Source organism: Streptomyces diastaticus subsp. diastaticus (assembly GCF_011170125.1).
Classification (GTDB): Bacteria; Actinomycetota; Actinomycetes; order Streptomycetales; family Streptomycetaceae; genus Streptomyces; species Streptomyces diastaticus.
On the sequence record NZ_BLLN01000005.1, the window covers coordinates 1,141,315 to 1,167,513 of the forward strand.

Genomic DNA, 26,199 nt, shown 5'->3' on the forward strand with positions numbered 1-26,199 from the left:
GCGGCGCCGGGCGTCGCGCAAAGGAGGACGGCGGGGCGTCCGCGGGGCCGGCGCCCGGGGAACGGGGTGCTCCGCGCGTCCCTCTAAGCTGGTGAGCTGTGTCGTCCTCCTCCACTCCCCCGTCCTCCGCCTCCTCGTCCGCGCGGCGCGCCGACGAGTCGGCGCCGCTCTCCCTGCGCGCCCGCGAGCCCCAGGTGCCCGCCGAACGGCTGGTGGCCGACATGGTGCCGCCACCCAAGTTCGACGGGGTCCGCTTCGCCACGTACCTCCCCGACCCGGGCCGTCCGAGTCAGGCCGAGGCCGTGAGGGTGCTGGAGGAGTTCGCGACCGGGCTGGGCGGGGCGAGCGCGACGGGTGCCGGACGGCGCCGCTGGTTCGCACGGAGGCCGGCACCGGCGCCCGCCGGGCCTCGCGGGGTGTACCTGGACGGCGGGTACGGCGTCGGCAAGACCCACCTGCTCGCCTCGCTCTGGCACGCCACCCCGGCGGCGCCGGAGCAGAAGGCGTTCGGCACCTTCGTGGAGCTGACCAACCTGGTGGGCGCGCTGGGCTTCCAGGAGACGGTACGCACGCTCAGCGGCCACCGGCTGCTGTGCATCGACGAGTTCGAGCTGGACGACCCGGGCGACACCGTGCTGGTCTCCTCGCTGCTGGCCAAGCTGGTGGAGGCCGGGGTGGCGTTGGCCGCCACCTCGAACACGCTGCCGGGCAAGCTCGGCGAGGGCCGGTTCGCGGCGGCCGACTTCCTGCGGGAGATCCAGGGGCTGTCGGCGCACTTCCGGCCGCTCCGGATCGACGGCGAGGACTACCGCCACCGCGGGCTGCCCGCCGCGCCCGAGCCGTACACCGAGGAGCAGGTGACACGGGCGGCGTACGCGACGCCGGGAGCGAGTCTGGACGGGTTCGGGCAGTTGCTCGACCATCTGTCACGGGTCCACCCGAGCCGGTACGGAGCGCTCACCGACGAGTTGCGCGCCGTCTGCCTCACCGGCGTGCACCCGGTGCCCGACCAGTCGACGGCGCTGCGTCTGGTGGTGCTGGCGGACCGGCTGTACGACCGGGAGGTGCCGGTGCTGGCCTCGGGCGTGCCGTTCGACCGGCTGTTCAGCGAGGAGATGCTGAACGGCGGGTACCGGAAGAAGTACTTCCGGGCGATATCCCGTCTGACGGCGCTGGCGCGCGACGGGCGGGGGCTGGTGCAGTGCGGCGGGGCGTAGCCGGGAGGCCGCTCCCGTCCGGACGTGGCCGCGCGTGCCCCGGCCGGACGGGAGCGGCGTCGGCCCCCGCTCAGGAGTCCGTCGGGGGAATGAGGTGGTCGAGGGTGTCCAGGCATTCCCGGGCCGCCCGGGCCGAGCGCGGCAGCATGCGGTCCTCGTAGGCGCGGACGGCCTCGGCGACGCCGGGTTCGCGGACGAGGGCGTGGGCGAGGTCGGCGCCGTCGAGCATGGCGAGGTTGGCGCCGAGCCCGACCGGCGGCATCAGGTGCGCGGCGTCCCCGAGCAGGGTGATGCCGGGCACGTGCTCCCAGGTGTGCGGGACGGGCAGCACGAACACGGGCCGGTCGACGAAGCCACTGTCGTTCTCGCGCAGCAGGCGGAGCAGGCCCTCGTCCCAGCCGTCGAAGTGCTTCAACAGGCGGGCCCGGACGGCCGCCGCGTCGTCGGCGCGCACACCGGCGGCCGACCGCCAGTCCCGCGGGGCGCGGAAGGCGGCGTAGACGCGGATGTGGCCGTCGCCGTTGCGCTGGGCGAGCAGGGCCTTGCCGTCGGAGGCGGCCAGCAGCGTCCCGGCGCCGACCGTGCGGGCGAGGGCCGGATGGCGGATGTCGCAGTCGTCCAGGCCGGTCTCCACGAAGGTGACGCCGGTGTAGCCGGGCACCGCGTCGGAGAGCGCCGGGCGGAGGCGTGACCAGGCACCGTCGGCGCCGACCACGAGATCGGCGTCCTCGGTACCGCCGTCGGCGAGGTGCAGACGCCAGGTGCCGTCCCCGAGCGGGGTTGCCCCGGTGACGGCGCTGTCCCACCGGACGGTGCCCTCGGTGAGGGATTCCAGGAGCAGGCCCCGCAACTGGCCGCGGTCGATCTCCGGGCTGTCCCCCGGTTCCCGCTGGCCCTCCTCGTCGTGGCCGGGTCCCGGCAGGGGCAGGGCGGTCACGGGGTCGACCCTGCGCCACTCCTGGCCCTCCGGCCGGGACAGAGCGCGGAAACGGTCCAGCAGTCCGGCCGCCCGCAGCGCCGTCTGGCCGGTGTCGGGGTGGATGTCGAGGCTGCCTCCCTGAGGCCGGGCGCCACGGGCGGGCTCGCGTTCGAGGACCGTCACGGAGCGGCCGTGGAGTTGCAGTACGCGAGCGAGGGCCAGGCCGCCGAGGCCGGCGCCGACGACCGCGACGCGGGGGCCGTGCTGGGATCGCATGGGAATGCCTTGTCGAAGGAACGGGTGCCGCCGGTAACTCCGGCGCGGAACCGGAGAAGCACACCACGGGCAGCGCGCGAACGCCTCCGAATTAGGTGGAGGGGCCACCGGGCCGGCCGGTCAGGGGTCCGGTGGCCGCGGCGCCGGCCGCCCCCAGGTCCGCCTCTCGCCGTCGAGTCCGCCGGCGCCGGGAGGCGGTGAGCCGGGTGTGGCGACCGTCTGCCCTACCGGAGGCGTACGCGGCAGGCCAGGTGGGCTGTGACGGCGGTGTCCCGGGCCACGCCTGGTTCCGGTGGGGCTGGGTGCGTGGTACACACGTGCGGGTCACATTCCTGTCCGCAGAGCCGCAGCAGGGAGTTGCCCATGTCCGCGACACGCCGTCAAGTCCTCGCTCGTACCGGTGCCGTCGCCGGTATCGCCTTCACCGGCAGCCTGACCGAACTCTTCGCGGGCACGGCCGCCGCGAAGGGGATGGGGCGAGCCGGGTACGGTCCGCTCGTGCCCGACCCGAAGGGTCTCCTGGACCTGCCGAAAGGTTTCCGCTACCGGGTGCTGTCCCGCGAGGGCGACCGGATGCTCTCCGGTGAGGGCGAGGTGCCGAGCAACCACGACGGGATGGCCGCCTTCGGTGGGCGCCGGGGCCAGGTCCACCTCGTCCGCAACCACGAGAACCGCACCGACGCCGAGATCCGCGTACCGGCCGTGAGGGGGCTGACCTACGACCCGGAGGGGCTGGGCGGCTGTACGGCGCTCACCCTGGACTCCGCGAACCGGGTCCTCGGCGAGCGGGTCGCCATCGCGGGGACCTCGACCAACTGCGCGGGCGGGCCGACCCCGTGGGGCACCTGGCTGACCTGCGAGGAGACCGAGGACAAGGCCGGGACCAACGGCTACACCAAGGACCACGGCTTCATCTTCGAGGTCGACCCGACGAACCCGCACCGGACCGGCGCGGTCCCCCTGGAGGCGATGGGCCGCTTCCAGCACGAGGCGGTCGCGATCGATCCGCGCAACGGCGTCGTCTACGAGACGGAGGACGCCTTCGAGCGGCCGTTCGGCCTCTTCTACCGCTTCCTGCCCGTCAAGCCGCGCGGCGGGCTCGGCTCGCTGCGGGCCGGGGGGTCGCTCCAGGCGATGCGGGTGCCGGGGGTGCCGGACCTCTCGGCGATCCAGGAGACGGGGGCGGCCTTCGACCGGGTGGAGTGGGTGGACGTGCCGGACCCGCTGGCCGCGGAGACGCCGATCCGGTTCCAGGACTTCGGCCCGAAGGGCATCACCCACGCGCAGAAACTGGAGGGCTGCTACTGGGGTGGCTCCTCGGTCTACTTCGTCTCCAGCTTCGCGCGGAGCAACGAGGGTTCGGCCGCCGACCACTACGGCCAGATCTGGCGGTACGACCCCGCCCGGCGGCGCCTGACCCTGGTCGTCGTCTTCGGCCCCGACACCGACGTGCAGCTCCCGGGCGAGGAGCCCGACAACATCTGCCTCGCCCCCAGCGGCGGCCTGATGGTCGCGGAGGACGGCGAGGGCGCCCAGCACGTCTTCGGCGTGACCACGCGCGGCGAGGTCTACCCGATGGCGCGGGGCCGCCAGAACATCGGAACGCCCGAGGAGCCGGCGTGGGGCGAGTTCGCGGGCATCTGCTTCTCCCCGGACTACGACACGATGTTCGTCAACTGCTACACGCCCGGGACGACCTTCGCGGTGACGGGGCCCTGGCACAGGTGACAGCGGCGGGGCCTCGCCGAGTCCCCGCCACCGTGCCGCCGGCTCCCGCTCGGGACCGTGCTCTTCGGGCCGACGGCGTCCTCCCCGCGCTCACGCGGGGCGGGGGCCGTCGGCTCCGGAGACGGGGGGGTGCGTACGGCCTCGGTGCCGGGCAGGGGCCTGCCCGGCGCGGGCCGCGCGTGCGCGTGACCGACTCCGGCGGTTCCGGCGGGCCGCCGTGGGTCCACGGCGTCGCGCGGGCCGCGCGTGCGCGTGACCGACCGAGGCCGCGCACGGCGCGCCGCAGCCGGCCGCTTCTGGGCGCGGACGTCCCCGGCGGCCCGCGGAGGACCGCGTCCGGGGCACCGGATGGGGGGCGGCGGGTGGGGCGAGACGGGTGAGAAGGCGGCCCCCTGCGGCGTTTTTCCCGATATGCGGCTTTTCTCATCCTAGGGTCGCGCCGTGATCAGCATGGTGCGTAAGGCAAGGACCCGGACCGGCACGGCGCTGGGCGCCCTGATGGCGCTGGGCGCGGTGGCCGGCTGCGGCCAGTCCGCCCCGGCCCCCCACGACACGGCGCCGGGGCCCCACGCCTCGCACTCCGCCTCCCCCACCGTCCCGGCGGCGCCGCCCACGCTGGCGCCGGGACCCGGCGGGCTCGCCCCGGTCTTCGCCAACGGCCCACGGAACGGCGGCAGGACCGTCGCCCTCACCTTCGACGCCGACATGACCGCCGACCAGGGTGAGCGGGCGGCGGGCGGTGAGCGCTTCGACCACCCCGAGCTGATCGCCTCGCTCCGGCGCCTGAAGGTGCCCGCCACCGTCTTCATGACCGGCCGGTGGGCCGAGGAGTACCCGGACCAGGCGAAGGCCATCGGCGCCGACCCGCTCTTCGAGGTCGCCAACCACTCGTACAGCCACCACGCCTTCACCGGCGACTGCTACGGGCTGCCGCGCGTCGCGCGGAGCGAGATGCGGGACGACGTGGAGCGGGCCTACACCGCCTTCCGCGCGGCCGGGGTGAAGAAGGCGATGCCGTACTTCCGGTTCCCCGGCGGATGCTACGACGACGCGGCGCTCCGGGCCGTCTCGGCGGCCGGGGTGACGGCCGTGCAGTGGGACGTGGTGAGCGGGGACGCCTTCGCCACCGACGCCGACGCGGTGGCGCAGCAGGTGCTGGACGGGGTGCGGCCGGGCTCGGTCGTCGTCATGCACTGCACCCGCAGCGCCGCGCCGGCCACCGAGCGGGCGCTGCGCCGGATCGTGCCCGCGCTGCGCGAGCAGGGGTACCGCTTCGTGAAGGTGTCCGAGCTGATCGGGGCGGCTTCGCGGAAGGGGTGAGGCTGCCCGTCCGCCTCAGTCGCGGTCTCCGAGGGGGTCTCACGGACGAGCGGGAGGGGCGGACGGGTCGTCGTCCGCGTGCGGTCCGGGAACCCCGCGCGCCTGTCGGGCGGCGTCCTTCCGGCCGGTGCGGGCGGCGCCCCCGGGTTTGGCAGACTGGTGCGGTGACCGGCGAACCCCTCTCCGACAGTCCCTTCCGTGACGAACGCACCGCCCGCGACGAGGCGCCGCAGTTCGTGCTGCCGCTCGTCGTGCGGCTGGAGCGGGCCGAGCCGCCCGCCCGCACCGACGCGCTGGAGACGGCCGCGCGGGCCGTTCTGACACTGCTCTGCGACCCCCGGTCGGAGGGGGACGGAGAGTGGGCGCGGGCGGTACGGGACTGGCAGGACGCGCGTATCCGCAAGGTGGTGCGGCGGGCCCGGGGGTCGGAGTGGCGCAAGGCCGCGGCGCTGCCGGGGATCACGGTCGAGGACGGCGGCGCCGAGGTCCGCGTGCACCCGCCGGTGCCGCTCGACGGCTGGCCCAGGGAACTGGCCAAGCTCCAGGTCTCCGGCACCGAGCTGGAGGATCCGGAGGAGCCGGCCGAGCCCGCGCCCGGCGTACCGGTGCTCTGGCTCAACCCGGACGTGCCCATGTCGGCGGGGAAGGCGATGGCCCAGGCGGGGCACGGCGCGCAACTGGCCTGGTGGCGGCTGTCGGCGGCGGAGCGGGACGCCTGGCGCGAGCAGGGGTTCGCGCTGGCGGTGCGGACCGCGGGGGCCGCGCGCTGGAAGGAGCTGGTGGAGAGCGGACTGCCCCTGGTGCGGGACGCCGGGTTCACCGAGATCGCGCCCGGGTCGTGCACGGTGGTGGCGGAGCACCCCGCGCTGGTGGGGTGAGGCCGGCACGCGGGGCGTGGCCCGGCGGCGCCTCCTCGGCGGGCCGGCGGGGGCGGGGCGTGGCGCGGCGTGGGCGGGCGGTGAAGCTCAAATCCTGCTCTGAAGTGGGCGGGACACGGTTCCGGGCCGAGTGGCGACGGGCAGGGTGGCCGCAGGGCAAGGGGGCGTCCTGAAGGGGGAGTCAGGTGGCACAGGTCGGGGCGGAGCGGCTGGGGACGGGGATCGGGTGGCGGCCCGCGATCGCTGAGGCGGTCGAGGCGATGGCGGGGATCGAGTGGGTGGAGGTGGTGGCGGAGAACATCTGCCCCGGTCACCTCCCTGATTCGCTGCGGCGGCTGCGAGAGCGCGGTGTGGCGGTGGTGCCGCACGGGGTGGGTCTCGGGCTGGGCGGCGCGGAGCGGCCCGATCCGGTCCGGCTCGCGGCGCTGGCCGAGCGGGCCCAGGCGCTGGGGGCGCCGCTGGTCACCGAGCACATCGCGTTCGTCAGGGCGGGCGGTGAGCGGACCGCCTCGCCCCGGCTGGAGGCCGGGCACCTGCTGCCGGTGCCCCGGACGCGGGAGGCGCTCGCGGTGCTCTGCGAGAACGTGCGGATCGCCCAGGACCAGCTGCCCGTGCCGCTCGCCGTGGAGAACATCGCGGCCCTCTTCTCCTGGCCGGACGAGGAGCTGACGGAGGGCCAGTTCCTCCACGAGCTGGCCGACCGGACCGGCGTACGGCTGCTGATCGACGTCGCCAACCTGCACACCAACCACGTCAACCTGGGTGAGGACCCGTCGGCCGCCCTCGACGCGCTGCCGCTGGAGGCGCTGGCGTACGTCCATGTGGCGGGCGGCTTCGAGCGGGACGGGGTGTGGCACGACAGCCACGCCCACCCGGTGCCGGAGCCGGTGCTCGCGGTCCTGGCCGAGCTGGCGTCGCGGGTGCGGCCGCCCGGGGTGCTGCTGGAGCGCGACGAGCGGTTCCCCTCGGCGGCCGAACTGGCGGCGGAGGTCGCGAGGATCCGCCGGACGGTGGCGTCGGCCGGGCGGACCCCGGTTCTGGTGGGGGCGCGGCCGGCGGCCGGTCCGGGAGCGGGTCCGACCGGCCCCGGCGCGGCGAAGGTGCCCGCCAAGGCGGCGGGCGAGACCGTCCGGACACGGCTGGCGATCGGGCAGACGGCGCTGCTGTCGGCGCTGGTGGCGGGGACTCCGGCGCCGGAGGGGTTCGACCGGGGCCGGCTGCGGGTGCAGAGCAGGATGCTGGCGGCCAAACGCGGGGACGTGGTGGCCTTTCTCGCCCCGGAGCTGCCGCGCATCCTCGGCGACACGTACCGGCCGCGGTTCCTGCGGTACGCGGCGGGCCGTCCGCTGACCGGCGGTCACCGTTCGGACGCGCTCGCCTTCGCGCTCCACACGCTGCGGCACGATCCTCCGGCCGGGCGCCGGGCGCGGCGTGAGCTGCGCGACTGGTGGATCGAGCGGTCGGGCCGGGCGTCGCTGGTGGGCAGGCCGTGGGCCCGGTGGGCGCGGGTGCTCCGCTTCGCGCTGCTGGGTCGCTGAGCACGGCGCCGTCCCCGGACGGCGGTGTTGGGCCGATCCGAGCGGGTCGGGCCAACACGTCCGCCGGTGCTTGCCCTCGCCGGCCGCCGTGCGAATCATCCCTTCTGCCGTTCACCGGCCGGACGAAAGGGACGCGATGCGCGCACCGCTCATCTTCACCACCGCCACGGCGCTGCTCCTCGCCCCGCTCGCGGCCCTCCCGCAGGCGCCCGCCGCCGCTGCCCCGGCCCCGCCCGGCGGCGCGGAGGCGCGCGGGGTGGCACTGGCGGCCGAGCGGGCGGCGAGGACCCCGGTCGTGTTCGGGCGGTGTCCCGACGAGGAGGGGCTGCCCCGGTCGCTGGAGTGCGGCACGGTGCGGGTCCCGCTGGACTACGCGGCGCCCGACGGGAAGCAGATCGACCTGACGGTGAGCCGGGTGAGGGCGGCCGGTCCGGCGCGGGAGCGGCAGGGCGCGCTGGTCTTCAACCCGGGCGGGCCGGGCGCCTCGGGGATGCTCTTCCCGCTGGTGGGGATCTTCCCCGAGTGGAAGCGGCTGGGGTCGGTCTACGACCTGGTCGGGTACGCGCCGCGCGGGGTGGGCCGGTCGGCGCCGCTCTCCTGCCGGGACCCGCGCGAGAAGCCGGACGGGACGTGGCAGGCGCCCGAGCATCCGACCGAGGAGCAGAAGGCGGAGCGGATCGCGGTGGCCAAGGCGTACGCGCGGGGGTGCGCGGAGCGGAGCGGGGAGCGGCTGCGGCACGTCACCTCGCTGAACAACGCCCGGGACCTGGAGGTGCTGCGAGCCGGTCTCGGTGAGCGGAAGCTGACGTTCATGGGCGCGTCGTACGGCACGTACTTCGGGGCGCTGTACGCGACGCTCTTCCCCTCGCACGTGCGGCGGATGGTCTTCGACTCGGCGGTCGACCCGACCCCCTCGCGCGTCTGGTACCGGAACAATCTGGCCCAGTCGGCGGCGTTCGAGGAGCGGTGGGCGGACTTCCGGCGGTGGATCGCCTCACACGACGCGGTGTACGGGATGGGCAGCGACGGGGCACAGGTGCTGGCGGGGTACCGGCGGGCACGGGAGAAGCTGGCGGCGGAGCCGGCCGGGGGCCGGGTCGGGCCGGCGCAGCTCCAGGCGGTGATGTTGCGGGCCGGCTACTACGAGGACTACTGGCCCTCGCACGCCGGGGCGCTGGCGGCCTACCTGAAGGGCGATCCGCAGCCGCTGGTCAATCTGGCGACGCCGCTGGAGGAGGGCGCGGCGGAGGCGGAGAACGCGCGGGCCGTCTACACGGCGGTGGAGTGCAACGACGCGCCGTGGCCGACGCGTTGGGAGACCTGGGACCGGGACCACACCCGGCTGGCCCGCCGGGCGCCGTTCGAGACCTGGGAGAACGCCTGGCTGAATTTGCCGTGCGCGTACTGGAAGGAGCCCCGGCAGAGCCCGCTGGACGTACGGGTGCGGCCGGGTGAGCTGCCCGGAACGCTGATCCTCGCCGGGGAACGGGACGCCGCGACCCCGTACGCCGGGGCGCTGGAGCTGCGGCGGCGGCTGCCGGGCGCCTCGCTGGTGACCGAGCGGGGCGCGGGGACGCACGGGCTGGCGGGCGGGCCCAACGCCTGCGTCAACCAGCACGTCGAGGCTTACCTGATCGACGGGAAGCTCCCCGGGCGGAGCACCGACTGCGCGGCCCGGCCGGCTCCGGAGCCGGAGTCGCAGGACGCCTCGTCCCCGGCCGGGGACGAGGCGGACGGGAACGGCGGCCGCGCGCTGCGGCCGGCGCTCCCCCGGGCCGCCGGGACGCGTCCGGCGGCCCGGTGAGGCGGGTCCGGTCTCAGGCGAGCTGGGCGACCAGGTCGGCGACGGACTTGCGGCGCCCGGTGTAGAAGGGCACCTCCTCGCGGACGTGGCGGCGTGCCTCGGAGGCGCGCAGGTGGCGCATGAGGTCGACGATGCGGTACAGCTCGTCGGCCTCGAAGGCGAGGATCCACTCGTAGTCGCCGAGGGAGAACGAGGCGACCGTGTTGGCGCGCACGTCCGGGTAGCCGCGGGCCATCCTGCCGTGGTCGGCGAGCATCGCCCGGCGCTCCTCGTCGGGGAGGAGGTACCACTCGTAGGAGCGGACGAACGGGTAGACGCTGATGTAGTCGCGCGGCGTCTCGTCGGCGAGGAACGCCGGGATGTGCGACTTGTTGAACTCGGCGGGGCGGTGCAGCGCCATGTTCGACCAGACCGGCTCCAGCGCGCGCCCGAGGCGGGTGCGGCGGAAGAGGTTGTACGCCTCCTGGAGGGCGTCGGCGGTCTCGGCGTGCCACCAGATCATCACGTCGGCGTCGGCGCGCAGACCGGAGACGTCGTAGGTGCCGCGGACGGTGACGTCCTTGGCGGCGAGCTTGTCGAACAGGTCCTGGACCTCGTCGGCGTAGCCGGACCGGTCCTCGGGGAGCACGTCGCGGAGCTTGAAGACGGACCACAGCGTGTAGCGGATGACCTCGTTGAGGTCCTTGGCCTTCTTGCCCGCGTTGGGGTTCTTCTCGGAAGCAGCACTCATGGGGTCATTCTCCCGCGTGCCCGGACGAGCCCGACGCCGGGTCGCCTTCCGGGCGGGGCGCGAGGACCTGGCGGGCCGCCTCGGTCGCGGAGGCGACGCAGGCCGGGATGCCGACGCCGTCGTAGGCGGCGCCGCACACGGCGAGTCCCCGGGCCCCGGCGACCTGGTCGCGGACACGGGCGACGCGGGCGAGGTGGCCGACGGGGTACTGCGGCAGGCCCTGGTCCCAGCGGGTGACGTGGGCGTCGACCGGTTCGGCGGCGACGCCGGTGGCGGTGCGCAGGTCGCGGCGGGCCAGGTCGAGGAGTTCGGCGTCGTCGCGGCCGAGCATCTCCTCCTCGCGGTGGCGGCCGACGGAGGTGCGGACGATCTGGAGGCCCGGTTCCTGCTCGGCGATCCAGCGCCACTTGCGGCCCGCGAAGGTGGCGGCCTTGACGGTCCGTCCGTCGACGGGCGGGACGAGGAAGCCGCTGCCCTGCGGCAGGGCGGCCTCCCCGGCGCGGAAGGCGAAGGTCATCAGGGCCATGGAGGCGTACTCGATCTCGGCGAGGTCGGCCGCGGCGGCCGGCAGTTCGGCGGCGAGCAGCCGGGCGGCCTGCGGCGCGGGCACGGCGAGGACGACGGCGTCGGCGTCGAGCGCCTCCGGGGCGGCGGGCGTGCCGGTGGTCAGGCGCCAGCCGCCGGGGGTGCGGGCCAGGCCGGTGACGGGCGTACCGGTGCGGATGCGGCCGCCGCGGGCGCGGACGGTGTCGGCGACGGCCTGCGGGAGGCGGCCGACGCCGCCGTCGATGCCCATGAAGACGGGGTCGGTGCGCGGGTCCGCGACGGCGGTGCGGGCCTGGATCGCGCGGACGCCCTCGGTCAGCGAGGTGTGCTCGCGGGCGGCGGCGAAGAGCTGGGGGACGGCGGCGCGCAGGGAGATGCGGTAGGCGTTGCCCGCGTAGACGCCGCCGAGGAGGGGCTCGACGAGGCGGTCGACGACCTCGCGGCCGACGCGGGCGGCGACGTACTCGCCGACGGCGATGTCCTCGCCGACCTCGGTGCGGGGCAGGGTGCGGTCCTCGGCGATCCGGGCGACGCCCTCCTCGGAGAGGACTCCGGCGAGGCTGGCCGGGTCGGCGGGGACGCCCATGACGTGGCCCTTGGGCATGGGTCGCAGGGCGTCGCGGGTCCACAGGGCGGCACTGGCGGTGGCGGGGGGCTGGAGGGCGCCGGCGAGTCCGGCCTCGCGGGCCAGGGCCACGGCCTCGGGGCGCCGGGCCAGCATCGACTCGGCGCCCAGGTCGACGCGGACGCCGCCGATGTCGCCGGTGCGGAGCTTGCCTCCGAGCCGTTCGGAGGCTTCCAGGAGGGTGACGGCGGCTCCGGCGTCGAGGAGGCGCAGGGCGGCCGTGAGGCCCGCGACGCCGCCTCCGACGACCACCACGCGGGGGCTCGTGCCGTCCGCTCCCGCCGGGTTTCCGTCTGTTTCCGCGCGCATGGAGTCACTGTCTCAAACCGGGCGGGCCGGGCCGCCGCCGGGTCGGCGTGGTTCCGTTACCCGTTCGCGACCCCGGAGCCGAAACCCGCCGGTGCGCGGCGGCGTCGTAGCGGCACAGGCGCCCCGACGGGTGGGGCGGCGAGGACGAGGGGAACGGCGGATGAGCCGGACGCGGACAGGCAACGGCGGCGGGATCGCGAAACGCCGGGCGACGGCGCTGCTGGCGGTGGCGGTACTGGGGCTGGCGGGGTGTTCGTCCGGCTCCTCGGAGTCGGCCTCGTCGGTGCCGGAGCGGGCGGCGGCCCCGTCGCCGGCGGACGGGGCGGGCGGCGGCCAGGCCGAACGGCAGGGGGACGGCGCGGACCGGAGCGGCGAGGCGGCCGGGCGGAGGACTCCGGAGCTGAAGGGCGTCCACCTGGTCCGGACCGCCGAGCTGGAGCTGCGGGTGAAGGACGTACCGGCGGCGCTGGCGTCGGCCCGCTCGGTGGTCGAGGACGCGGGCGGCTACGTCGGTGAAGAGTCGACCCGCCGCGACGCGCGAGGGCACGAGCGGTCGACGGTGGTGGTGCGGGTGCCGCAGGAGCGGTACGACGCGGTGCTGGACTCGCTCGGCGAGGGCGGGGAGGTGGTGTCGCGGCGGACCGGCGCGGAGGACGTCACTGAGGAGGTGGTGGACGTCGAGAGCCGCCTGAAGTCGCAGCGGGCCAGTGTCGCGCGGGTCCGCGAGCTGATGGACCGGGCGGAGAAGCTGAGCGACGTCGTGGCGCTGGAGGGGGAGCTGAGCAGCCGCCAGGCGGAGCTGGAGTCGCTGCTCGCCCAGCAGTCGTCCCTGAAGGACCGCACCTCGATGGCGACGGTCACCCTCCAGCTCTCCGAGCGCGCGGCGAAGGCGGAGCCCGCCGGGGACGACGGCCCGACCTTCACCGACGCGCTCTCCGGCGGCTGGTCGGCGTTGACGGCGACGCTGCGCTGGCTGACCGTGGCGGTGGGGGCGGCCCTGCCCTTCGTGCCGGCTCTCGGCCTGGTCCTGCTGGTCCGGCGGCTCACCCGCCGGCGGCGTCCGGCCGGCTCCGCGGCGGCGCCTCGTGCCCCGGAGCGCGAGGGGGAGGCCGGGGCGCAGGACTCCGGCGCGGAGTCGGCCGTCCCGGCGGCACGGCCCGGACGCGACTGAGCCGGACCCCGGCCGCCGTCTCGGGCCGGGCGCCGGCCCGAGGCGGCGGCCGTCCGCGTAGCGTGGCGGCATGAGAGAGCGACTGGTGGTCATCGGTGGGGACGCGGCGGGGATGTCCGCCGCGTCGCAGGCGCGCAGGCTCAAGGACCCGGACGCGCTGGAGATCGTCGCCTTCGAGCGCGGGCACCACGCCTCGTACTCGGCGTGCGGCATCCCGTACTGGGTGGGTGGCGACGTGGACGGTCCGGACCAGTTGGTCGCGCGGACGCCCGAGGAGCACCGGGCCCGCCAGATCGACCTGCGGATGCGGACCGAGGTCACCGAGATCGACGTGGCCGGCGGCCGGGTCAGGTCGCGGCGGCTGCCGGACGGGCAGGAGGTGTGGACCGGCTACGACAAGCTGGTCATCGCCACCGGGGCCCGCCCGGTGCGGCCCCCGCTGCCCGGCATCGACGCGCCCGGGGTGCACGGCGTCCAGACCCTCGACGACGGGCAGGCCCTGCTGGACACCCTCCGGCAGACCGGCGGGCGGCGCGCGGTGGTGGTCGGCGCCGGGTACATCGGCGTGGAGATGGCCGAGGCCCTGCTGCGGCGCGACTACCAGGTGACGCTGCTCAACCGGGCGCCGGAGCCGATGACGACCCTCGACCCGGACATGGGCGAGCTGGTGCACGAGGCGGTCACCGGGCTCGGTGTCCAGCTGGTCGACGAGGCCGAGGTCACCGAGATCCGCACCGACGTGCAGGGCCGCGCCCGCGCCGTGGTCACCTCGGACGCCGAGTACCCGGCGGACGTGGTGGTGCTGGGCATCGGCGTACGGCCCGAGACGGCGCTGGCCGAGGCGGCCGGGCTGCCGCTGGGCGACTCCGGCGGCCTCCTCACCGACCAGGCGATGCGGGTACGGGGCCACAGCGACATCTGGGCGGGCGGCGACTGCGTGGAGGTGCTGGACCTGGTGGCGGGCCGCCAGCGGCACGTCCCGCTGGGCACGCACGCCAACAAGCAGGGCCAGGTCATCGGCACCAACGTGGGCGGCGGGTACGCCACCTTCCCCGGTGTCGTGGGCACGGCCGTCAGCAAGGTCTGCGACCTGGAGATCGCCCGGACGGGGCTGCTGGAGGCCCAGGCGCGCGAGGTCGGCTTCCAGTTCGTCACGGTGAGGGTGGAGTCGACCAGCAGGGCCGGGTACTTCCCCGGGGCGGCGTCGATGACCGTGAAGATGCTGGCCGAGCGGCGTACCGGGCGGCTGCTGGGCACCCAGATCGTGGGCCGCGAGGGCGCGGGCAAGCGGGTGGACGTCGCGGCGGTGGCGCTGACGGCCGGGATGACGGTCGAGCAGATGACCGCGCTCGACCTCGGCTACGCCCCGCCCTTCTCCCCGGTCTGGGACCCGGTCCTGGTCGCGGCCCGCAAGGCGACCCGGGCGGTACGGGCGGACGCGGCGGGCTGACCGGGCGGCACCGGCCGGCCCCCGTGGCGGGGGCCGGCCGGTGTCCGTCGGAGCGTCAGCGGGCGGTGCGCGTGTGGACGTCCTCGACGAGGCGGGTCAGGGCGTCGGGAGCGGTGTCGGGCAGGACGCCGTGGCCGAGGTTGAAGATGTGGCTCTCCAGCCCCGCGGCGGCCTCCAGCACCTCGCCGGTCTTGGCGCGGACCGCCTCGGTGGGCGCGAAGAGCACGGCCGGGTCGAGGTTGCCCTGGACGGCCTTGCCCGGACCGATCCGGCGGGCGGCCTCGTCCAGCGGGAGGCGCCAGTCGGCGCCGACCACGTCGGCCCCGGCCTCGGACATCAGGCCGAGGAGTTCGCCGGTGCCGACGCCGAAGTGGATGCGCGGCACGCCGTACCCGGCGACCGCGTCGAAGACCTTGCGGGAGGCGGGCATGACCGAGCGGCGGTAGTCCGCGGGGGCCAGCGCGCCGACCCAGGAGTCGAAGAGCTGGACGGCGGAGGCGCCGGCCTCGATCTGCACCTTGAGGAAGCTCGTGGTGATCTCGGCGAGCCGGTCGAGCAGGTCGGCCCAGAGCTCCGGGTCGCCGTACATGAGCGCCTTGGTGTGCTCGTGGTTGCGGCTGGGTCCGCCCTCGACCAGGTAGCTCGCGAGGGTGAACGGGGCTCCGGCGAAGCCGATGAGCGGGGTGGCGCCCAGTTCGGCGGTGAGCAGCCCGATGGCCTCGGTGACGTACCAGACGTCCTCGGGGGTCAGGTCGCGCAGCCGGGCCAGGTCGGCGCGGGTGCGGATCGGCTGCTCGACGACGGGGCCGATGCCCGGCTTGATGTCGAGGTCGATGCCGATGGCCTTGAGCGGGACCACGATGTCGCTGAAGTAGATGGCGGCGTCGACGCCGTGGCGGCGGACCGGCTGGAGGGTGATCTCGGTGACCAGTTCGGGCCGCATGCAGGAGTCGAGCATCGCGATGCCCTCGCGGACCTTGCGGTACTCGGGCAGTGAGCGGCCCGCCTGCCGCATGAACCACACCGGGGTGTGCGGCACCGGCTCACGCCGGCACGCCTTCAGGAAGGCGGAATCGTGGGGTGCGGTCGGCTGGCCCGTCGGGCGGTCATTGGCGCTCACCCCTGAAGTCTCGCATGAGCCCGGAACGCCCTCGACGGGAGGTTACGGACACCGCGGCGTCCCGGGCGGCGCGCGTCGGCACCCGCACGGGTGTCCTCCCTGCGCACGGGCCCCGTTCCCCTTAACCTTCCCGGCATGGCTGCGGCTCAGGGACACCTTTCGGACGGCACTGACGGCACGGACGGCACGGGCGGCGCGCGAGGGCCCGGAGAGGGGGCGGACGACGCTCCACCGGGCTTCCGCGCGGCGGTCCGGGCCCTGCGGGAGGCCCGGCTCCGTCCGGAGATCGAGGTGGAGGCGACGCCCCCGCCCCGGCGGCTGGCGCCGTTCGCGTACGCGCTGGAGGCGGCGGTGGTCGAGGACGGCGAGGACCTCTCCGACGGCCGGCTCGTCCTGCTCCACGACCCGGCCGGGCACGACGCCTGGAAGGGCACGTTCCGTCTGGTCACGCTGGTCCGGGCGGAGCTGGAGCCGGAGATGGCGGCCGACCCGCTCCTGCCGGAGGTCTGCTGGTCCTGGCTGACCGGCGCCTTCCAGGCCCGCGGCCTGGTCCACGGGGAGCCGAGCGGCACGGTCACCCGCGCCTCCTCGCACCACTTCGGCGGCCTCTCGGCACGCCGCCCGGCCTCCCAGATCGAGATCCGCGCCTCCTGGACCCCGCAGGAGGAGTCGGGCGGCGCCCCCGACACGGCGGGCCACCTGACCGCCTGGTCCGACCTGCTGGCCCGGATCGCGGGGCTGCCGCCGGTCGCGGCCACGGACTCGTCGGTCGTGTCACTGCCCCAGCGACGGGGGCCACGCCCCCAGGGGTGAGGGCGGCCGGGGCGGGCCGGGGACGAAGGGCGCTGGCGGTGCGGTGGCCGGGCACGTCGCCCGGCACTGCCTGACCGGTGGCCCGTCCGTCCCGCGCGGGGGAGCCGGAGGGCCGCGCTCGGGCGGATGTGCGAGCGCGGCCCTTCCGCGTGCCGTGGCGGACGGCGCGGGGCGGGACCGGCCGCCGGACGCCGTGGGAGGGAGAGGGCGCCACCGCGGCCGCGAGGTGGGGCGGCCAGGCGGCGGACGGGCCGCCCGGCCGGCACGGCCCCGAGCCACCGCCGTCCGACCGGCACCGCGGCGAGCGCCCGGGAGAGCGGCCCGGCGGGCGACGCGCGGGCGGGCGCCGTCCCTGGCAGAAGCGCCGACGGGGGCCGCCGCGGGCTCGGAACCCTGTGCGCCGGTGCGGCCGCGCGCTCCCGCGCGGGCGGCACCCGGTACTCGCTGCGGGGGCCCTCGCCGTCGTCTGCTCGCGCCCGCCCCGCGAGCGACTCCTGCCCGCCTCACCGCCCCCGAGGGCCGCGCTCCGGGCCGCCGCGTCCGGCCGGACCCCCCGCGGGCTCGCCCGTCGGAAGGTCGTACGGGCGTTCGCCTGTGGGCCCTCGCGGGTCACCAAATCGTGATCATTCCCTAAAGGACGCTTCCAATGCTGCCGAAGACCTCATTGACCTAGTCAGCACGGATCGCCCCGGCTTCTTCCCCGAGCCGGCCCCGTCCCGCCATCCCCTTCAGGAGGCCTGGTGTCCGTTCTTCTCGAGCAGCCCGCAAGCCTGGTCGCCTACCGCCCGAACAAGCCGACGGCCATGGTCGTCGTCGCCGACCAGCGTGTCCGTTCCACGGTCACCCGCCACCTGTGGGCGCTCGGCGTTCGCGATGTCATCGAGGCATCGTCCATTGCGGAGGCCCGCCCCCGAATCGGCAACCCGCGCGACATCTGCGTCGCCGACGTCCACCTTCCCGACGGTTCGGGACTGACCCTGCTCTCCGAGACCCGCGCGGCGGGCTGGCCCAACGGCCTGGCCCTCTCCGCCGCCGACGACATCGGCGCGGTGCGCAACGCCCTCGCCGGAGGCGTCAAGGGGTACGTCGTCACCGGTACGCGTACCAACATCGGGCTCCCCACCCGCCCCGGCGCCGCCCCGATCGGCTCCGCCGCCGCCCGTATGCACCGCCGTCCCCCGGGTGCCCCGAGCCACCCGGGCGGTTACCGCGAACTGTCCGGCCGTGAGGTCGAGGTGCTGCGGCTGGTGGCGGAGGGCCAGTCCAACAAGGCCATCGGCGTCTCGATGGGCCTGTCCGCGCTCACCGTCAAGAGCCACCTCGCCCGTATCGCGCGCAAGCTGGGCACCGGAGACCGCGCGGGGATGGTCGCGGTGGCCCTGCGTACCGGCATCATCCACTGACCAGCGCCACCCGTGCACGTCCGCCGAGGGAACGTTCCGTCGGCGGACGTGGCGTGTACACCGATACCCTTGACCGGTGACCGACGCCCAAGAGACCGCAGCCGACCCCTCGCCGCTCGACCCGTCCCAGCCGCCGAGCCCGTCCGACGCGGACGGCCCACCGGCCGCCCTCCCGGCTCCGGTCCCGCTGCTGGCCCCCCGCGAGGGGGTGCCCGAGGTGGTCGCCTCCGAGGCGGCGCTCGCGGAGACGGTGGCGCGGTACGCGGCCGGCAGCGGTCCGCTGGCGGTCGACGCGGAGCGGGCCTCGGGCTACCGGTACGGACAGCGCGCGTACCTCGTGCAGCTGCGCCGCGACGGGGCCGGCACGGCACTGATCGACCCGGTCGCCTGCCCCGACCTCTCCGGCCTCGGGCAGGTCGTCGAGGACACCGAGTGGCTGCTGCACGCCGCCACCCAGGACCTGCCGTGCCTGCGCGACATAGGCATGGTGCCGCGGCGCCTCTTCGACACCGAGCTGGCCGGGCGCCTCGCCGGGTTCGCCCGGGTGGGGCTCGGCGCGATGGTGGAGAACGTGCTCGGCTACTCGCTGGAGAAGGGGCACTCCGCCGTCGACTGGTCGACCCGTCCGCTCCCCGAGCCGTGGCTGCGGTACGCGGCACTCGACGTGGAACTCCTCGCCGACCTGCGTGACGCGCTGGAGGAGGAACTGGCCGGGCAGGGCAAGCTCGACTGGGCACACCAGGAGTTCGACGCCATCGCCGCCGCCCTCCCGGCCCCGCCCCGCAAGGACCCGTGGCGGCGGACCTCCGGGATGCACAAGGTGCGCCGCCGCCGTCAGCTCGCGGTGGTGCGGGAGCTGTGGAACGCCCGGGACCGGGTCGCCCAGCGCCGCGACATCTCCCCCGGCAAGGTGCTCCCCGACGCCGCCATCGTGGAGGCCGCCCTCTCGCTCCCGGCGGACGTGCAGGCGCTCGGGCGGCTGCGCGGCTTCAGCGGACGGGCGGGCCGGCGCCAGCTCGACCAGTGGCAGAGCGCCGTGGACCGGGCGCGGGCACTGCCCGAGACGGAGCTGCCCCAGCCCGGCGCCGCACCGTCCGGTCCCCCGCCACCGCGCGCCTGGGCCGACCGGGACCCGGCGGCCGCCGCACGGCTGTCGAAGGCCCGCGCGGACATCTCGGCACGCGCCGAGGAACTGCGGCTGCCCCAGGAGAACCTGATCACGCCGGACACCGTGCGGCGGCTGTGCTGGGAGCCTCCGGCGGACCACGGGCCAACGGCGGTGGCGGCCGCGCTCGCCGGGTACGGGGCGCGGCCCTGGCAGATCGAACAGGTGACCCCGCTGCTGGTCGAGGCGTTGGACGCGCCCGCCGCCTAGCCTGCCGCGACCTCAGTACGGCCCCCTGGCGCCGGGGGGCCGTTCGCGTGTGAGCTTCGCCGCTGTGGCCGGGGGGACTGGGCAGCTTGGTTACCCGCAAGTAGCATGGCGGTATCGCCGCGCGTTCCGGCGCGCCGCGCAGCAGTGCCACCCCGCACCCTGGAGGAGAGCCATCGTGCCTCGTACCATCCGGGACGTCGTCTTCGTCGACGGCGTCCGCACCCCGTTCGGCAAGGCGGGCCCCAAGGGCATCTACCACGAGACCCGTGCCGACGATCTGATCGTGAAGGCGATCCGGGAGCTGCTGCGCCGCAACCCGGACCTGGACCCCAAGAAGATCGACGAGGTGGCCATCGCCGCCACCACGCAGATCGGTGACCAGGGCCTCACGCTCGGCCGCACGGCGGGCATCCTCGCCGGGCTGCCGCAGTCGGTGCCGGGCTACTCCATCGACCGGATGTGCGCCGGTGCCATGACGGCCGTCACCACGACCGCCGGCTCCATCGCCTTCGGTGCCTACGACGTGGTCGTGGCCGGCGGTGTCGAGCACATGGGCCGCCACCCGATGGGTGAGGGCGTCGACCCCAACCCGCGGTTCGTCTCCGAGAAGCTCGTCGACGAGTCGGCCCTGTTCATGGGCATGACCGCGGAGAACCTCCACGACCGCTACCCCACCATCACCAGGCAGCGCGCCGACGAGTACGCGGTCCGCTCGCAGGAGAAGGCCGCCAAGGCGTACGCCAACGGCAAGATCCAGCAGGACCTGGTGCCGGTGTCGGTGCGCCGCACCAACGCCGAGGCCGGCGAGACCGGCTGGGGCCTGGCCACCGCCGACGAGCCGATGCGCCCGGGCACCACCCTGGAGTCGCTGGCCGGCCTGAAGACGCCGTTCCGCACCCACGGCCGGGTCACCGCGGGCAACGCCGCCGGTCTCAACGACGGTGCCACCGCCTCCCTGCTCGCCGCCGAGGACGTGGCGAACGAGCTGGGCCTCCCCGTCAAGATGCGTCTCGTCTCGTACTCCTTCGCGGGTGTCGAGCCGGAGGTCATGGGCTACGGCCCCATCCCGGCCACCGAGAAGGCGCTGAAGCAGGCCGGTCTGACCATCGACGACATCGGCCTGTTCGAGATCAACGAGGCGTTCGCCGTCCAGGTGCTCGCCTTCCTGGAGCACTACGGCATCGCCGACGACGACGCCCGCGTCAACCAGTACGGCGGCGCCATCGCCTACGGCCACCCGCTGGCCTCCTCGGGCGTCCGCCTGATGACGCAGCTGGCCCGGCAGTTCGAGGAGCAGCCGGAGGTCCGCTACGGGCTGACCACCATGTGCGTCGGCTTCGGCATGGGCGCCACGGTCATCTGGGAGAACCCGCACTTCACCGGAGGCAACAAGTGAGCACCTCTACCGCCGAACTCCTGAAGGGCGCGGCCGAGCTGTTCCCGGACGAGGTCGTCACCCAGGCGCACGTACGTCACCTGGACCTGCCGGCGGGCGCCGGGCGCTTCGCGCTCATCACGCTCGACAACGGCCTGGACCACACCAAGCCGACGACCTTCGGCCCGCAGTCGCTGGCCAACCTCGACAAGGCGATCGACCAGGTCGAGCAGGAGGCCGCCGACGGCTCCGTCGTCGGTGTGGGCATCACCGGCAAGCCCTTCATCTTCGCCGTCGGCGCCGACCTCAAGGGCGTCGAGCTGCTGAAGCAGCACGCGGACGCCGTCGCCATCGGCAAGGGCGGCCACGACGTCTTCAAGCGGCTCGCCACGCTGGCCGTGCCGACCTTCGCGTACTACAACGGCGCGGCCATGGGCGGCGGCGTCGAGGTCGGTCTGCACTGCTCGTACCGCACCGTCTCCAAGGCGGTCCCGGCCTTCTCGCTGCCCGAGGTCTTCCTCGGCCTGGTGCCCGGCTGGGGCGGCTGCACGCTGCTGCCGAACCTGATCGGCGCCGACCGCGCGGTCTCGGTCGTCATCGAGAACTCGCTCAACCAGAACCGCCAGCTCAAGGCCAAGCAGGTCCTCGAACTGGGCATCGCCGACGCCCTGTTCGAGGGTGCCGACTTCCTGGAGCAGTCGCTGGCCTGGACGGCCTCCGTCCTCAACGGCGACACCGAGGTCTCCCGTCCCGAGGTCGACCGGGGCGCCGCCTGGGACGAGGCCGTGGCCCGCGGGCGCGCCTTCGCCGACTCCAAGGTGCACGGCGCGGCCCCGGCCGCCTACCGCGCGCTGGACATCATCGCCGCCGCCAAGGACGGTGACCTGCAGGCCGGTTACGACGCCGAGGACAAGGCGCTCGCCGACCTGATCATGAGCGGCGAGCTGCGCTCGGGCCTGTACGCCTTCAACCTGGTGAACAAGCGCGCCAAGCGCCCCGCCGGCGCCCCCGACAAGAGCCTGGCCCGACCGGTCTCCAAGGTCGGCGTGGTCGGCGCGGGCCTGATGGCCTCGCAGCTGGCGCTGCTCTTCCTGCGCCGCCTGGAGGTGCCGGTGGTCCTCACCGACATCGACCAGGAGCGGATCGACAAGGGTGTGGGCTACGTCCACGCCGAGATCGACAAGCTGCTCGGCAAGGGCCGCATCAACCAGGACAAGGCCAACCGCCTCAAGGGCCTGGTCTCCGGTGTGCTCGACAAGGCCGAGGGCTTCGCGGACGCCGACTTCGTCATCGAGGCCGTCTTCGAGGAGATGGGCGTCAAGCAGCAGGTGTTCGCCGAGGTCGAGGCGGTCGCCCCGGCCCACGCGATCCTCGCCACCAACACCTCCTCGCTCTCGGTCAGCGAGATGGCCGCGAAGCTGAAGCACCCCGAGCGGGTCGTCGGTTTCCACTTCTTCAACCCGGTCGCCGTCCTGCCGCTGCTGGAGATCGTCCGCGGCGAGCAGACCGACGACGCCTCGCTGGCCACCGCCTTCGGCGTGGCGAAGAAGCTGAAGAAGACCGCGGTCCTCGTCAAGGACGCCCCGGCGTTCGTGGTCAACCGCATCCTCACCCGCTTCATGGGCGAGATCCAGAACGTCATCGACGAGGGCACCCCGGTGGCCACCGCCGAGAAGGCCGTCGAGCCGCTCGGCCTGCCGATGTCGCCGCTGGTGCTGCTGGAGCTGGTCGGCCCGGCGATCGGCCTGCACGTCTCGGAGACGCTGCACGGCGCCTTCCCGGACCGCTTCACCGTCTCGCCGAACCTGAAGGCGGTCGTCGAGGCGGGCAAGCGCGGCTTCTACGTCTACGACTCGGGCAAGCCGGAGCTGGACCCGGAGGTCGCCGCGCTGCTGAAGCAGGGCGACACGGTCCTCACCGAGGAGCAGGTCCGCGACCGGGTCATGGACGCCGTCGCGCAGGAGATCGGGCTCATGCTGGACGAGGGCGTCGTCGCCGAGGCGCAGGACATCGACCTGTGCCTGATCACCGGCGCCGGCTGGCCCTTCCACCTGGGCGGCATCACGCCGTACCTGGACCGCGCCGGCGTCTCCGAGCGCGCCAACGGCAAGCCGTTCCTGGCGCCGGGCGTGGCGAGCGTCCCCGCGTGAGGCGAGGGCCGCTGCCCGCCCCGGTGACGGGGTGAGCGGAAGGGGCCGTGTCCGAGGAGTCTCCTCGGACACGGCCCCTTCGGTGTGCCGGGCCGGCTGCCGCCCGGTCAGAGCCGCTTGGCGCTGCGGAGGGTCTTGGCGTAGTAGCCGTTGCCGTCCAGGCGGGAGGTACCGCCCTTGTCACCGATGGTGGGGCCGTTGACCTCCTCGCGGCTGGAGATGAAGATGCGGTGGCCCTCGGAGTCGTTGCCGAGGTACATGCCGACGTGGTCGAGGCGCTCCTTGGTGCGGGCGTCCAGCTTGAAGAAGACGAGGTCGCCGGGCTGGAGCACGTCGATGTTCTGCGGCCGGTTCTCGGGCCCGACACCGGCCAGCTCGATGACGTCGGCGCCGATGTCCGCGCGGGCCATGCCGTTGGCGGTGCGGGGCAGGCCGTCGCCGGAGCCGTCGGAGGACATCAGCGGGTAGCGGGCGCGGTAGCCCCAGAGCAGCCGCATGTAACCGGAGCAGTCCACGGCGCGGGCCCGCTTGGCCTCGGGCTGGATCGTGCTGTTGTCGCGGAAGGTGTAGGGGATACCGAGGTAGTCGTAGAAGTCCGACAGTTCCTCGCGCAGGTCGTTGCCCTCGCTGCCGTCGGGGTTCAGGGGGCCGAAGGCGGCGTCGCCCATGTAGGCGATGCCCTCGTCGTCCTTCTTCACCGGGGCGCCCTCGACGTACTGGAAGGCCATCGCGAAGACGTCGTCCTCCTCGCTGCCGAAGTACTGCTTGAACCAGTCCTTGAACCACTTCTCCTTCTCGGCGCCCTGCCGCCACGGCTCGGGCATGAGCCGCACCCAGTCCTCGGTGACCACCCGGGACTTGGTGTTGGCCGGTTCGGTGAAGGTGCGGCCGGGGCCCTTGAGGGTGGCGGTGCGGGCGTCGTCGGTGAAGGTGGCGACGACCTCGCCGCCCTCGCCGCGCAGCACCGAGCGGGCCGGGTTCTTCAGCCGCTCCCAGCTCTGCTCGCCGGTCTCCTTGCCGGTGCTCGACTGGAGCAGCGGGGTGTCGGTGACGGCCTGCACCGCGGGGGCCTTCGCCTGCTCCTCGGCGCGGAGTTCGTAGGTGAGGTAGGCGCTGCCCGCGATCAGGCAGAGCACGGTCGCGGTGTGCAGGACGGGGCGTTTCTTCTTCTTGGGCACGTTCGGCTCCTGGGGCGCGGGCGGTCAGGCGGCGGGCATGACGCCGAGGAGGATCCCGGCGGTGAGGACGACGTAGGCCATCAGCGTCACCGAGCCGGTCGCCAGCAGGGTGGCGCCCTTGGGCTGGCGCACCAGCTGGTAGGCGATGAGGCCGGGGACGATGAACCCGAGGGTCTGGTTGGCGTACATGAGCGGGAACTCGATGGAGAGCACGATCATGACGGTGGCCTGGAGGAAGACGCCGGTGAGGACCACGGCGGCGAACAGGCGCTTGCCGTAGAGGATGACGAAGCGCTGCATCAGCAGGGTGCAGGCGTAGGTGAGGGCGGTGACGCCGACGACCATGGCGGCCCGCTGGAGGTCCTCGACCAGGGTCAGCGCCAGCCAGCCCGGGGTGATCATGCCGCCCGGGGAGAGGTTGGTGGTGAGGTAGCAGACCAGGGAGAAGAGCAGCCCGATCGCGATGCCGACGGCGGCGATCTCGGGGGTGAGGACGGCGGGGATCAACGGTTCTCTCCTGGGCGGTACCCCGAGGTGTTGCCGTCTCGGGGGGCTGGCGGGGGTGTCGGGGCGGATCGGTCCTGCCCGGGGTGGTCCGGGTGCGGGGCGGCGGCGCGGCGGCCCTGCCCGAACGGCGTGGTGGACGGCGGGCCCTGCGAGGCGTCGTCCGGCTCGGGCGGCCGCACCGGCTCGAAGAGGCCGCGGGGCCGGGCGGGCGGCCGGGGCGCCGGCTGCCGGGCCTGCTGCGGGCCGGGGTACGGCTCCTGCTGCGGCGCCGGGCCGGGGTTCCGGTCCGCGGGCGGGTACCCGTGGCCGCCGGGGCCGGGCTGCGCGCCGGTGCCGGGGCCGGGCTGTGCCGGTGGGTGGCCGTGCCCGGGCCACTGCGGGGCCACGCCGAGACCGGGGGCCGGTGGCTGCTGGGGGCCGTACCGGGCCTCGTAGGACTCCGGGTAGCTCTGGTACGGGTCGATGCGCGGGACGTACAGCTCGCCGGTGCGGCCGGCGGGCGGCTCCTGGCCCTGCTCGGGGGTGGTGTCGTCCTGGGGCGGGGTGCCGGGGCCGGGGCCGGGGGGAGTCTCGTCGGGGTCGGTGTCGTCCGGCGGGAGTTCGGCGAGGTGCTCCAGAAGGTGTTCGCCCTGGCCGTGGATGTTGCCGATGGCGACCAGCGAGGAGTCGGGGCCCAGACGGCCGAGGAGTTCGGCCATGAACTCCTCGGGATCACGGCGGTCGCCGCCGAGGTCGACGGCGCGGGAGCGCCAAGCGGCGGGGATCGCGTCGATGGCGCTCTTGGCCGGGTGGCCGATGACGAAGACCTGCTCGGGTTCGAGGTCGGGGATGATCTCGCCCATCTGGCCGTTGCGTTCGACGCGGTCGGGGCGGCAGTTGATGACCACGCTGAGCGGGCGGTGGATGGCGCCGAGGTCGAGGAGCTGGTTGATGTTCATCAGCGTCGACTCGGGGTCGTTGGCGGCGAAGACGTTGGCGAAGCGGAGCTTCTTGCCGTCGTGGGTGGCGTAGCGCTCGACGGAGAGGACACCGGGGTCCGGCGGGGCCTCGTACATGCCCTGGAGGGCGGTCTCGCGTTCCACGCCGAGGAGTTCGGCGACGGTCAGCGCGATGGCCACGTTCTCCTTGAAGGTGAACCAGCTGAAGCCGCGCAGCTCCTCGTCGGTGACGGTCTCGGGGTCGGCGTAGACCAGCTTGCAGTCCCGGGCGTCCGCCTCCTCCTGGAGGATGTGGAAGCGGTCCTGCTCCGCGGTGACGCAGATGCCGCCCTCGGGCATGGAGCGCGAGAGCGAGCGGGCCACGTCGTCCAGGGTCGGGCCCATCTCGGCGAGGTGGTCCTCGCGGACGTTGCACAGGACGCCGATGGTGGAGCGGATCAGCTTGGACTGGTTGATCTCCTGGAGCGCCGGCATGACGGCCATGCACTCGATGACCAGCGCGTCCGGGTGGTAGGTGGCGGCGCGGCGGACGATGCCGATCTGCTCGACGACGTTGGCGATGCCGAACTTGCGGTAGACCGGCTCCTCGGTGGCGTCGGGGTGGATGAAGCGGGCGGCGGTACCGGTGGTCTTGGCGACGGTGGTGAGGCCGCCGCCGCGCAGCGCACCGGCGCAGAGCCGGGTGATGGAGCTCTTGCCGCGGATGCCGTTGACCAGCACCCGCGACGGGATGTGTTCGAGGTTGGTGAAGTGGCGGCGCTGCTCGATGACGCCTGCGGTCAGCAGCACGGCCCCGCACACCACGAGCACGCAGTAGAGGAAGAGCACG

20 protein-coding genes are annotated in these 26,199 nt (G+C 74.6%); 13 read left to right on the top strand and 7 right to left on the bottom strand.

Features of this window, described 5'->3' with window-relative positions:
• The first annotated feature begins 98 nt into the window (after positions 1–98).
• Positions 99–1,217 carry a cell division protein ZapE gene (zapE, locus tag Sdia_RS22490; RefSeq protein WP_189500367.1) on the top strand — a complete coding sequence of 373 codons (1,119 nt, stop codon included), beginning with the start codon at positions 99–101 and terminating at the stop codon, positions 1,215–1,217.
• 70 nt (positions 1,218–1,287) lie between these two features.
• Here the strand turns inward: zapE and Sdia_RS22495 are convergent, their stop codons facing one another.
• Positions 1,288–2,412 carry an FAD-dependent oxidoreductase gene (locus Sdia_RS22495; protein ID WP_189400211.1) on the bottom strand — a complete coding sequence of 375 codons (1,125 nt, stop codon included), beginning with the start codon at positions 2,410–2,412 and terminating at the stop codon, positions 1,288–1,290.
• Between the two features lie 363 nt (positions 2,413–2,775).
• Between Sdia_RS22495 and Sdia_RS22500 the strand changes: the two genes are divergently transcribed.
• The 5 genes from Sdia_RS22500 (at position 2,776) to Sdia_RS22520 (ending at position 9,680) form a co-directional block, all read left to right on the top strand.
• The gene (locus Sdia_RS22500; protein ID WP_189500366.1) at positions 2,776–4,140 is read left to right on the top strand and encodes an alkaline phosphatase PhoX; all 1,365 of its coding nucleotides are present in this window, start codon (positions 2,776–2,778) and stop codon (positions 4,138–4,140) included.
• A 450-nt stretch (positions 4,141–4,590) separates the two neighbouring features.
• The gene (locus tag Sdia_RS22505; RefSeq protein ID WP_100457386.1) at positions 4,591–5,460 is read left to right on the top strand and encodes a polysaccharide deacetylase family protein; all 870 of its coding nucleotides are present in this window, start codon (positions 4,591–4,593) and stop codon (positions 5,458–5,460) included.
• Between the two features lie 164 nt (positions 5,461–5,624).
• Positions 5,625–6,338, top strand: a complete 714-nt coding sequence (locus tag Sdia_RS22510; protein ID WP_100457207.1) for a peptidyl-tRNA hydrolase — start codon at positions 5,625–5,627, stop codon at positions 6,336–6,338.
• Positions 6,339–6,598: 260 nt separating this feature from the next.
• Positions 6,599–7,876 carry an MbnB/TglH/ChrH family RiPP precursor modification enzyme gene (locus Sdia_RS22515; protein ID WP_229831451.1) on the top strand — a complete coding sequence of 426 codons (1,278 nt, stop codon included), beginning with the start codon at positions 6,599–6,601 and terminating at the stop codon, positions 7,874–7,876.
• 136 nt (positions 7,877–8,012) lie between these two features.
• Positions 8,013–9,680 (top strand): alpha/beta hydrolase, encoded by a 1,668-nt coding sequence (locus Sdia_RS22520; RefSeq protein WP_185393526.1) that lies wholly within the window; start codon positions 8,013–8,015, stop codon positions 9,678–9,680.
• Between the two features lie 13 nt (positions 9,681–9,693).
• Here Sdia_RS22520 and hemQ read toward each other — a convergent pair whose 3' ends face one another.
• Entirely contained in the window at positions 9,694–10,410 is a 717-nt protein-coding gene (hemQ, locus tag Sdia_RS22525; protein ID WP_100457210.1) for a hydrogen peroxide-dependent heme synthase, read from the bottom strand.
• A gap of 4 nt (positions 10,411–10,414) precedes the next feature.
• Positions 10,415–11,890 (bottom strand): protoporphyrinogen oxidase, encoded by a 1,476-nt coding sequence (gene hemG / locus Sdia_RS22530; RefSeq protein WP_124287965.1) that lies wholly within the window; start codon positions 11,888–11,890, stop codon positions 10,415–10,417.
• A gap of 160 nt (positions 11,891–12,050) precedes the next feature.
• Between hemG and Sdia_RS22535 the strand changes: the two genes are divergently transcribed.
• Together Sdia_RS22535 and Sdia_RS22540 are read left to right on the top strand one after the other, a co-directional pair.
• Positions 12,051–13,061: a DUF4349 domain-containing protein gene (locus tag Sdia_RS22535; RefSeq protein WP_189500364.1), complete on the top strand. Its 1,011-nt coding sequence runs from the start codon at positions 12,051–12,053 to the stop codon at positions 13,059–13,061.
• A 70-nt stretch (positions 13,062–13,131) separates the two neighbouring features.
• Positions 13,132–14,511 (top strand): FAD-dependent oxidoreductase, encoded by a 1,380-nt coding sequence (locus tag Sdia_RS22540; RefSeq protein WP_189500363.1) that lies wholly within the window; start codon positions 13,132–13,134, stop codon positions 14,509–14,511.
• Between the two features lie 55 nt (positions 14,512–14,566).
• Here the strand turns inward: Sdia_RS22540 and hemE are convergent, their stop codons facing one another.
• On the bottom strand, positions 14,567–15,631 hold the full coding sequence (gene hemE / locus Sdia_RS22545; RefSeq protein WP_100457214.1) for a uroporphyrinogen decarboxylase: 1,065 nt from the start codon (positions 15,629–15,631) through the stop codon (positions 14,567–14,569).
• A 135-nt stretch (positions 15,632–15,766) separates the two neighbouring features.
• Here hemE and Sdia_RS22550 point away from each other — a divergent pair, with 135 nt between their 5' ends.
• From Sdia_RS22550 to Sdia_RS22570, 5 genes are all read left to right on the top strand, one after another.
• Positions 15,767–16,444, top strand: coding sequence for a DUF3000 domain-containing protein (locus tag Sdia_RS22550; protein ID WP_100457215.1), 678 nt, complete (start codon positions 15,767–15,769; stop codon positions 16,442–16,444).
• A 740-nt stretch (positions 16,445–17,184) separates the two neighbouring features.
• A complete protein-coding gene (locus tag Sdia_RS22555; protein WP_100457216.1) occupies positions 17,185–17,847 on the top strand; it encodes a response regulator transcription factor in 663 nt (220 codons plus the stop codon).
• A gap of 76 nt (positions 17,848–17,923) precedes the next feature.
• On the top strand, positions 17,924–19,222 hold the full coding sequence (locus Sdia_RS22560) for an HRDC domain-containing protein (protein WP_100457217.1): 1,299 nt from the start codon (positions 17,924–17,926) through the stop codon (positions 19,220–19,222).
• Positions 19,223–19,397: 175 nt separating this feature from the next.
• Positions 19,398–20,618 carry a thiolase family protein gene (locus Sdia_RS22565; RefSeq protein ID WP_100457218.1) on the top strand — a complete coding sequence of 407 codons (1,221 nt, stop codon included), beginning with the start codon at positions 19,398–19,400 and terminating at the stop codon, positions 20,616–20,618.
• Positions 20,615–22,747, top strand: coding sequence for a 3-hydroxyacyl-CoA dehydrogenase NAD-binding domain-containing protein (locus Sdia_RS22570; protein WP_100457219.1), 2,133 nt, complete (start codon positions 20,615–20,617; stop codon positions 22,745–22,747). Before Sdia_RS22565 ends, Sdia_RS22570 begins: the two co-directional genes overlap by 4 nt.
• Before the next feature lie 107 nt (positions 22,748–22,854).
• On the opposite strand, the gene Sdia_RS22575 is transcribed toward Sdia_RS22570, so the two are convergent.
• From Sdia_RS22575 to pgsB, 3 genes are read right to left on the bottom strand one after another with little or no spacing between them, the layout of a single operon-like run.
• On the bottom strand, positions 22,855–23,925 hold the full coding sequence (locus Sdia_RS22575; protein ID WP_100457220.1) for a C40 family peptidase: 1,071 nt from the start codon (positions 23,923–23,925) through the stop codon (positions 22,855–22,857).
• Positions 23,926–23,949: 24 nt separating this feature from the next.
• Positions 23,950–24,432, bottom strand: coding sequence for a poly-gamma-glutamate biosynthesis protein PgsC/CapC (locus Sdia_RS22580; RefSeq protein WP_100457221.1), 483 nt, complete (start codon positions 24,430–24,432; stop codon positions 23,950–23,952).
• Positions 24,429–26,198 (bottom strand): poly-gamma-glutamate synthase PgsB, encoded by a 1,770-nt coding sequence (gene pgsB / locus Sdia_RS22585; RefSeq protein WP_185393524.1) that lies wholly within the window; start codon positions 26,196–26,198, stop codon positions 24,429–24,431. The genes Sdia_RS22580 and pgsB overlap by 4 nt, the downstream gene beginning before the upstream one ends.
• Position 26,199: the final 1 nt, after the last annotated feature.

What these genes read in the sequence shown, in the direction of transcription:
- Sdia_RS22495 (WP_189400211.1), bottom strand. Translation starts at nt 2,412, where the DNA reads ATGCGATCCCAGCACGGCCCCCGCGTCGCGGTCGTCGGCGCCGGCCTC.
- Sdia_RS22500 (WP_189500366.1), top strand. Translation starts at nt 2,776, where the DNA reads ATGTCCGCGACACGCCGTCAAGTCCTCGCTCGTACCGGTGCCGTCGCC.
- Sdia_RS22505 (WP_100457386.1), top strand. Translation starts at nt 4,591, where the DNA reads ATGGTGCGTAAGGCAAGGACCCGGACCGGCACGGCGCTGGGCGCCCTG.
- Sdia_RS22515 (WP_229831451.1), top strand. Translation starts at nt 6,599, where the DNA reads ATGGCGGGGATCGAGTGGGTGGAGGTGGTGGCGGAGAACATCTGCCCC.
- Sdia_RS22520 (WP_185393526.1), top strand. Translation starts at nt 8,013, where the DNA reads ATGCGCGCACCGCTCATCTTCACCACCGCCACGGCGCTGCTCCTCGCC.
- hemQ (WP_100457210.1), bottom strand. Translation starts at nt 10,410, where the DNA reads ATGAGTGCTGCTTCCGAGAAGAACCCCAACGCGGGCAAGAAGGCCAAG.
- hemG (WP_124287965.1), bottom strand. Translation starts at nt 11,890, where the DNA reads ATGCGCGCGGAAACAGACGGAAACCCGGCGGGAGCGGACGGCACGAGC.
- Sdia_RS22535 (WP_189500364.1), top strand. Translation starts at nt 12,051, where the DNA reads ATGAGCCGGACGCGGACAGGCAACGGCGGCGGGATCGCGAAACGCCGG.
- Sdia_RS22540 (WP_189500363.1), top strand. Translation starts at nt 13,132, where the DNA reads ATGAGAGAGCGACTGGTGGTCATCGGTGGGGACGCGGCGGGGATGTCC.
- Sdia_RS22550 (WP_100457215.1), top strand. Translation starts at nt 15,767, where the DNA reads ATGGCTGCGGCTCAGGGACACCTTTCGGACGGCACTGACGGCACGGAC.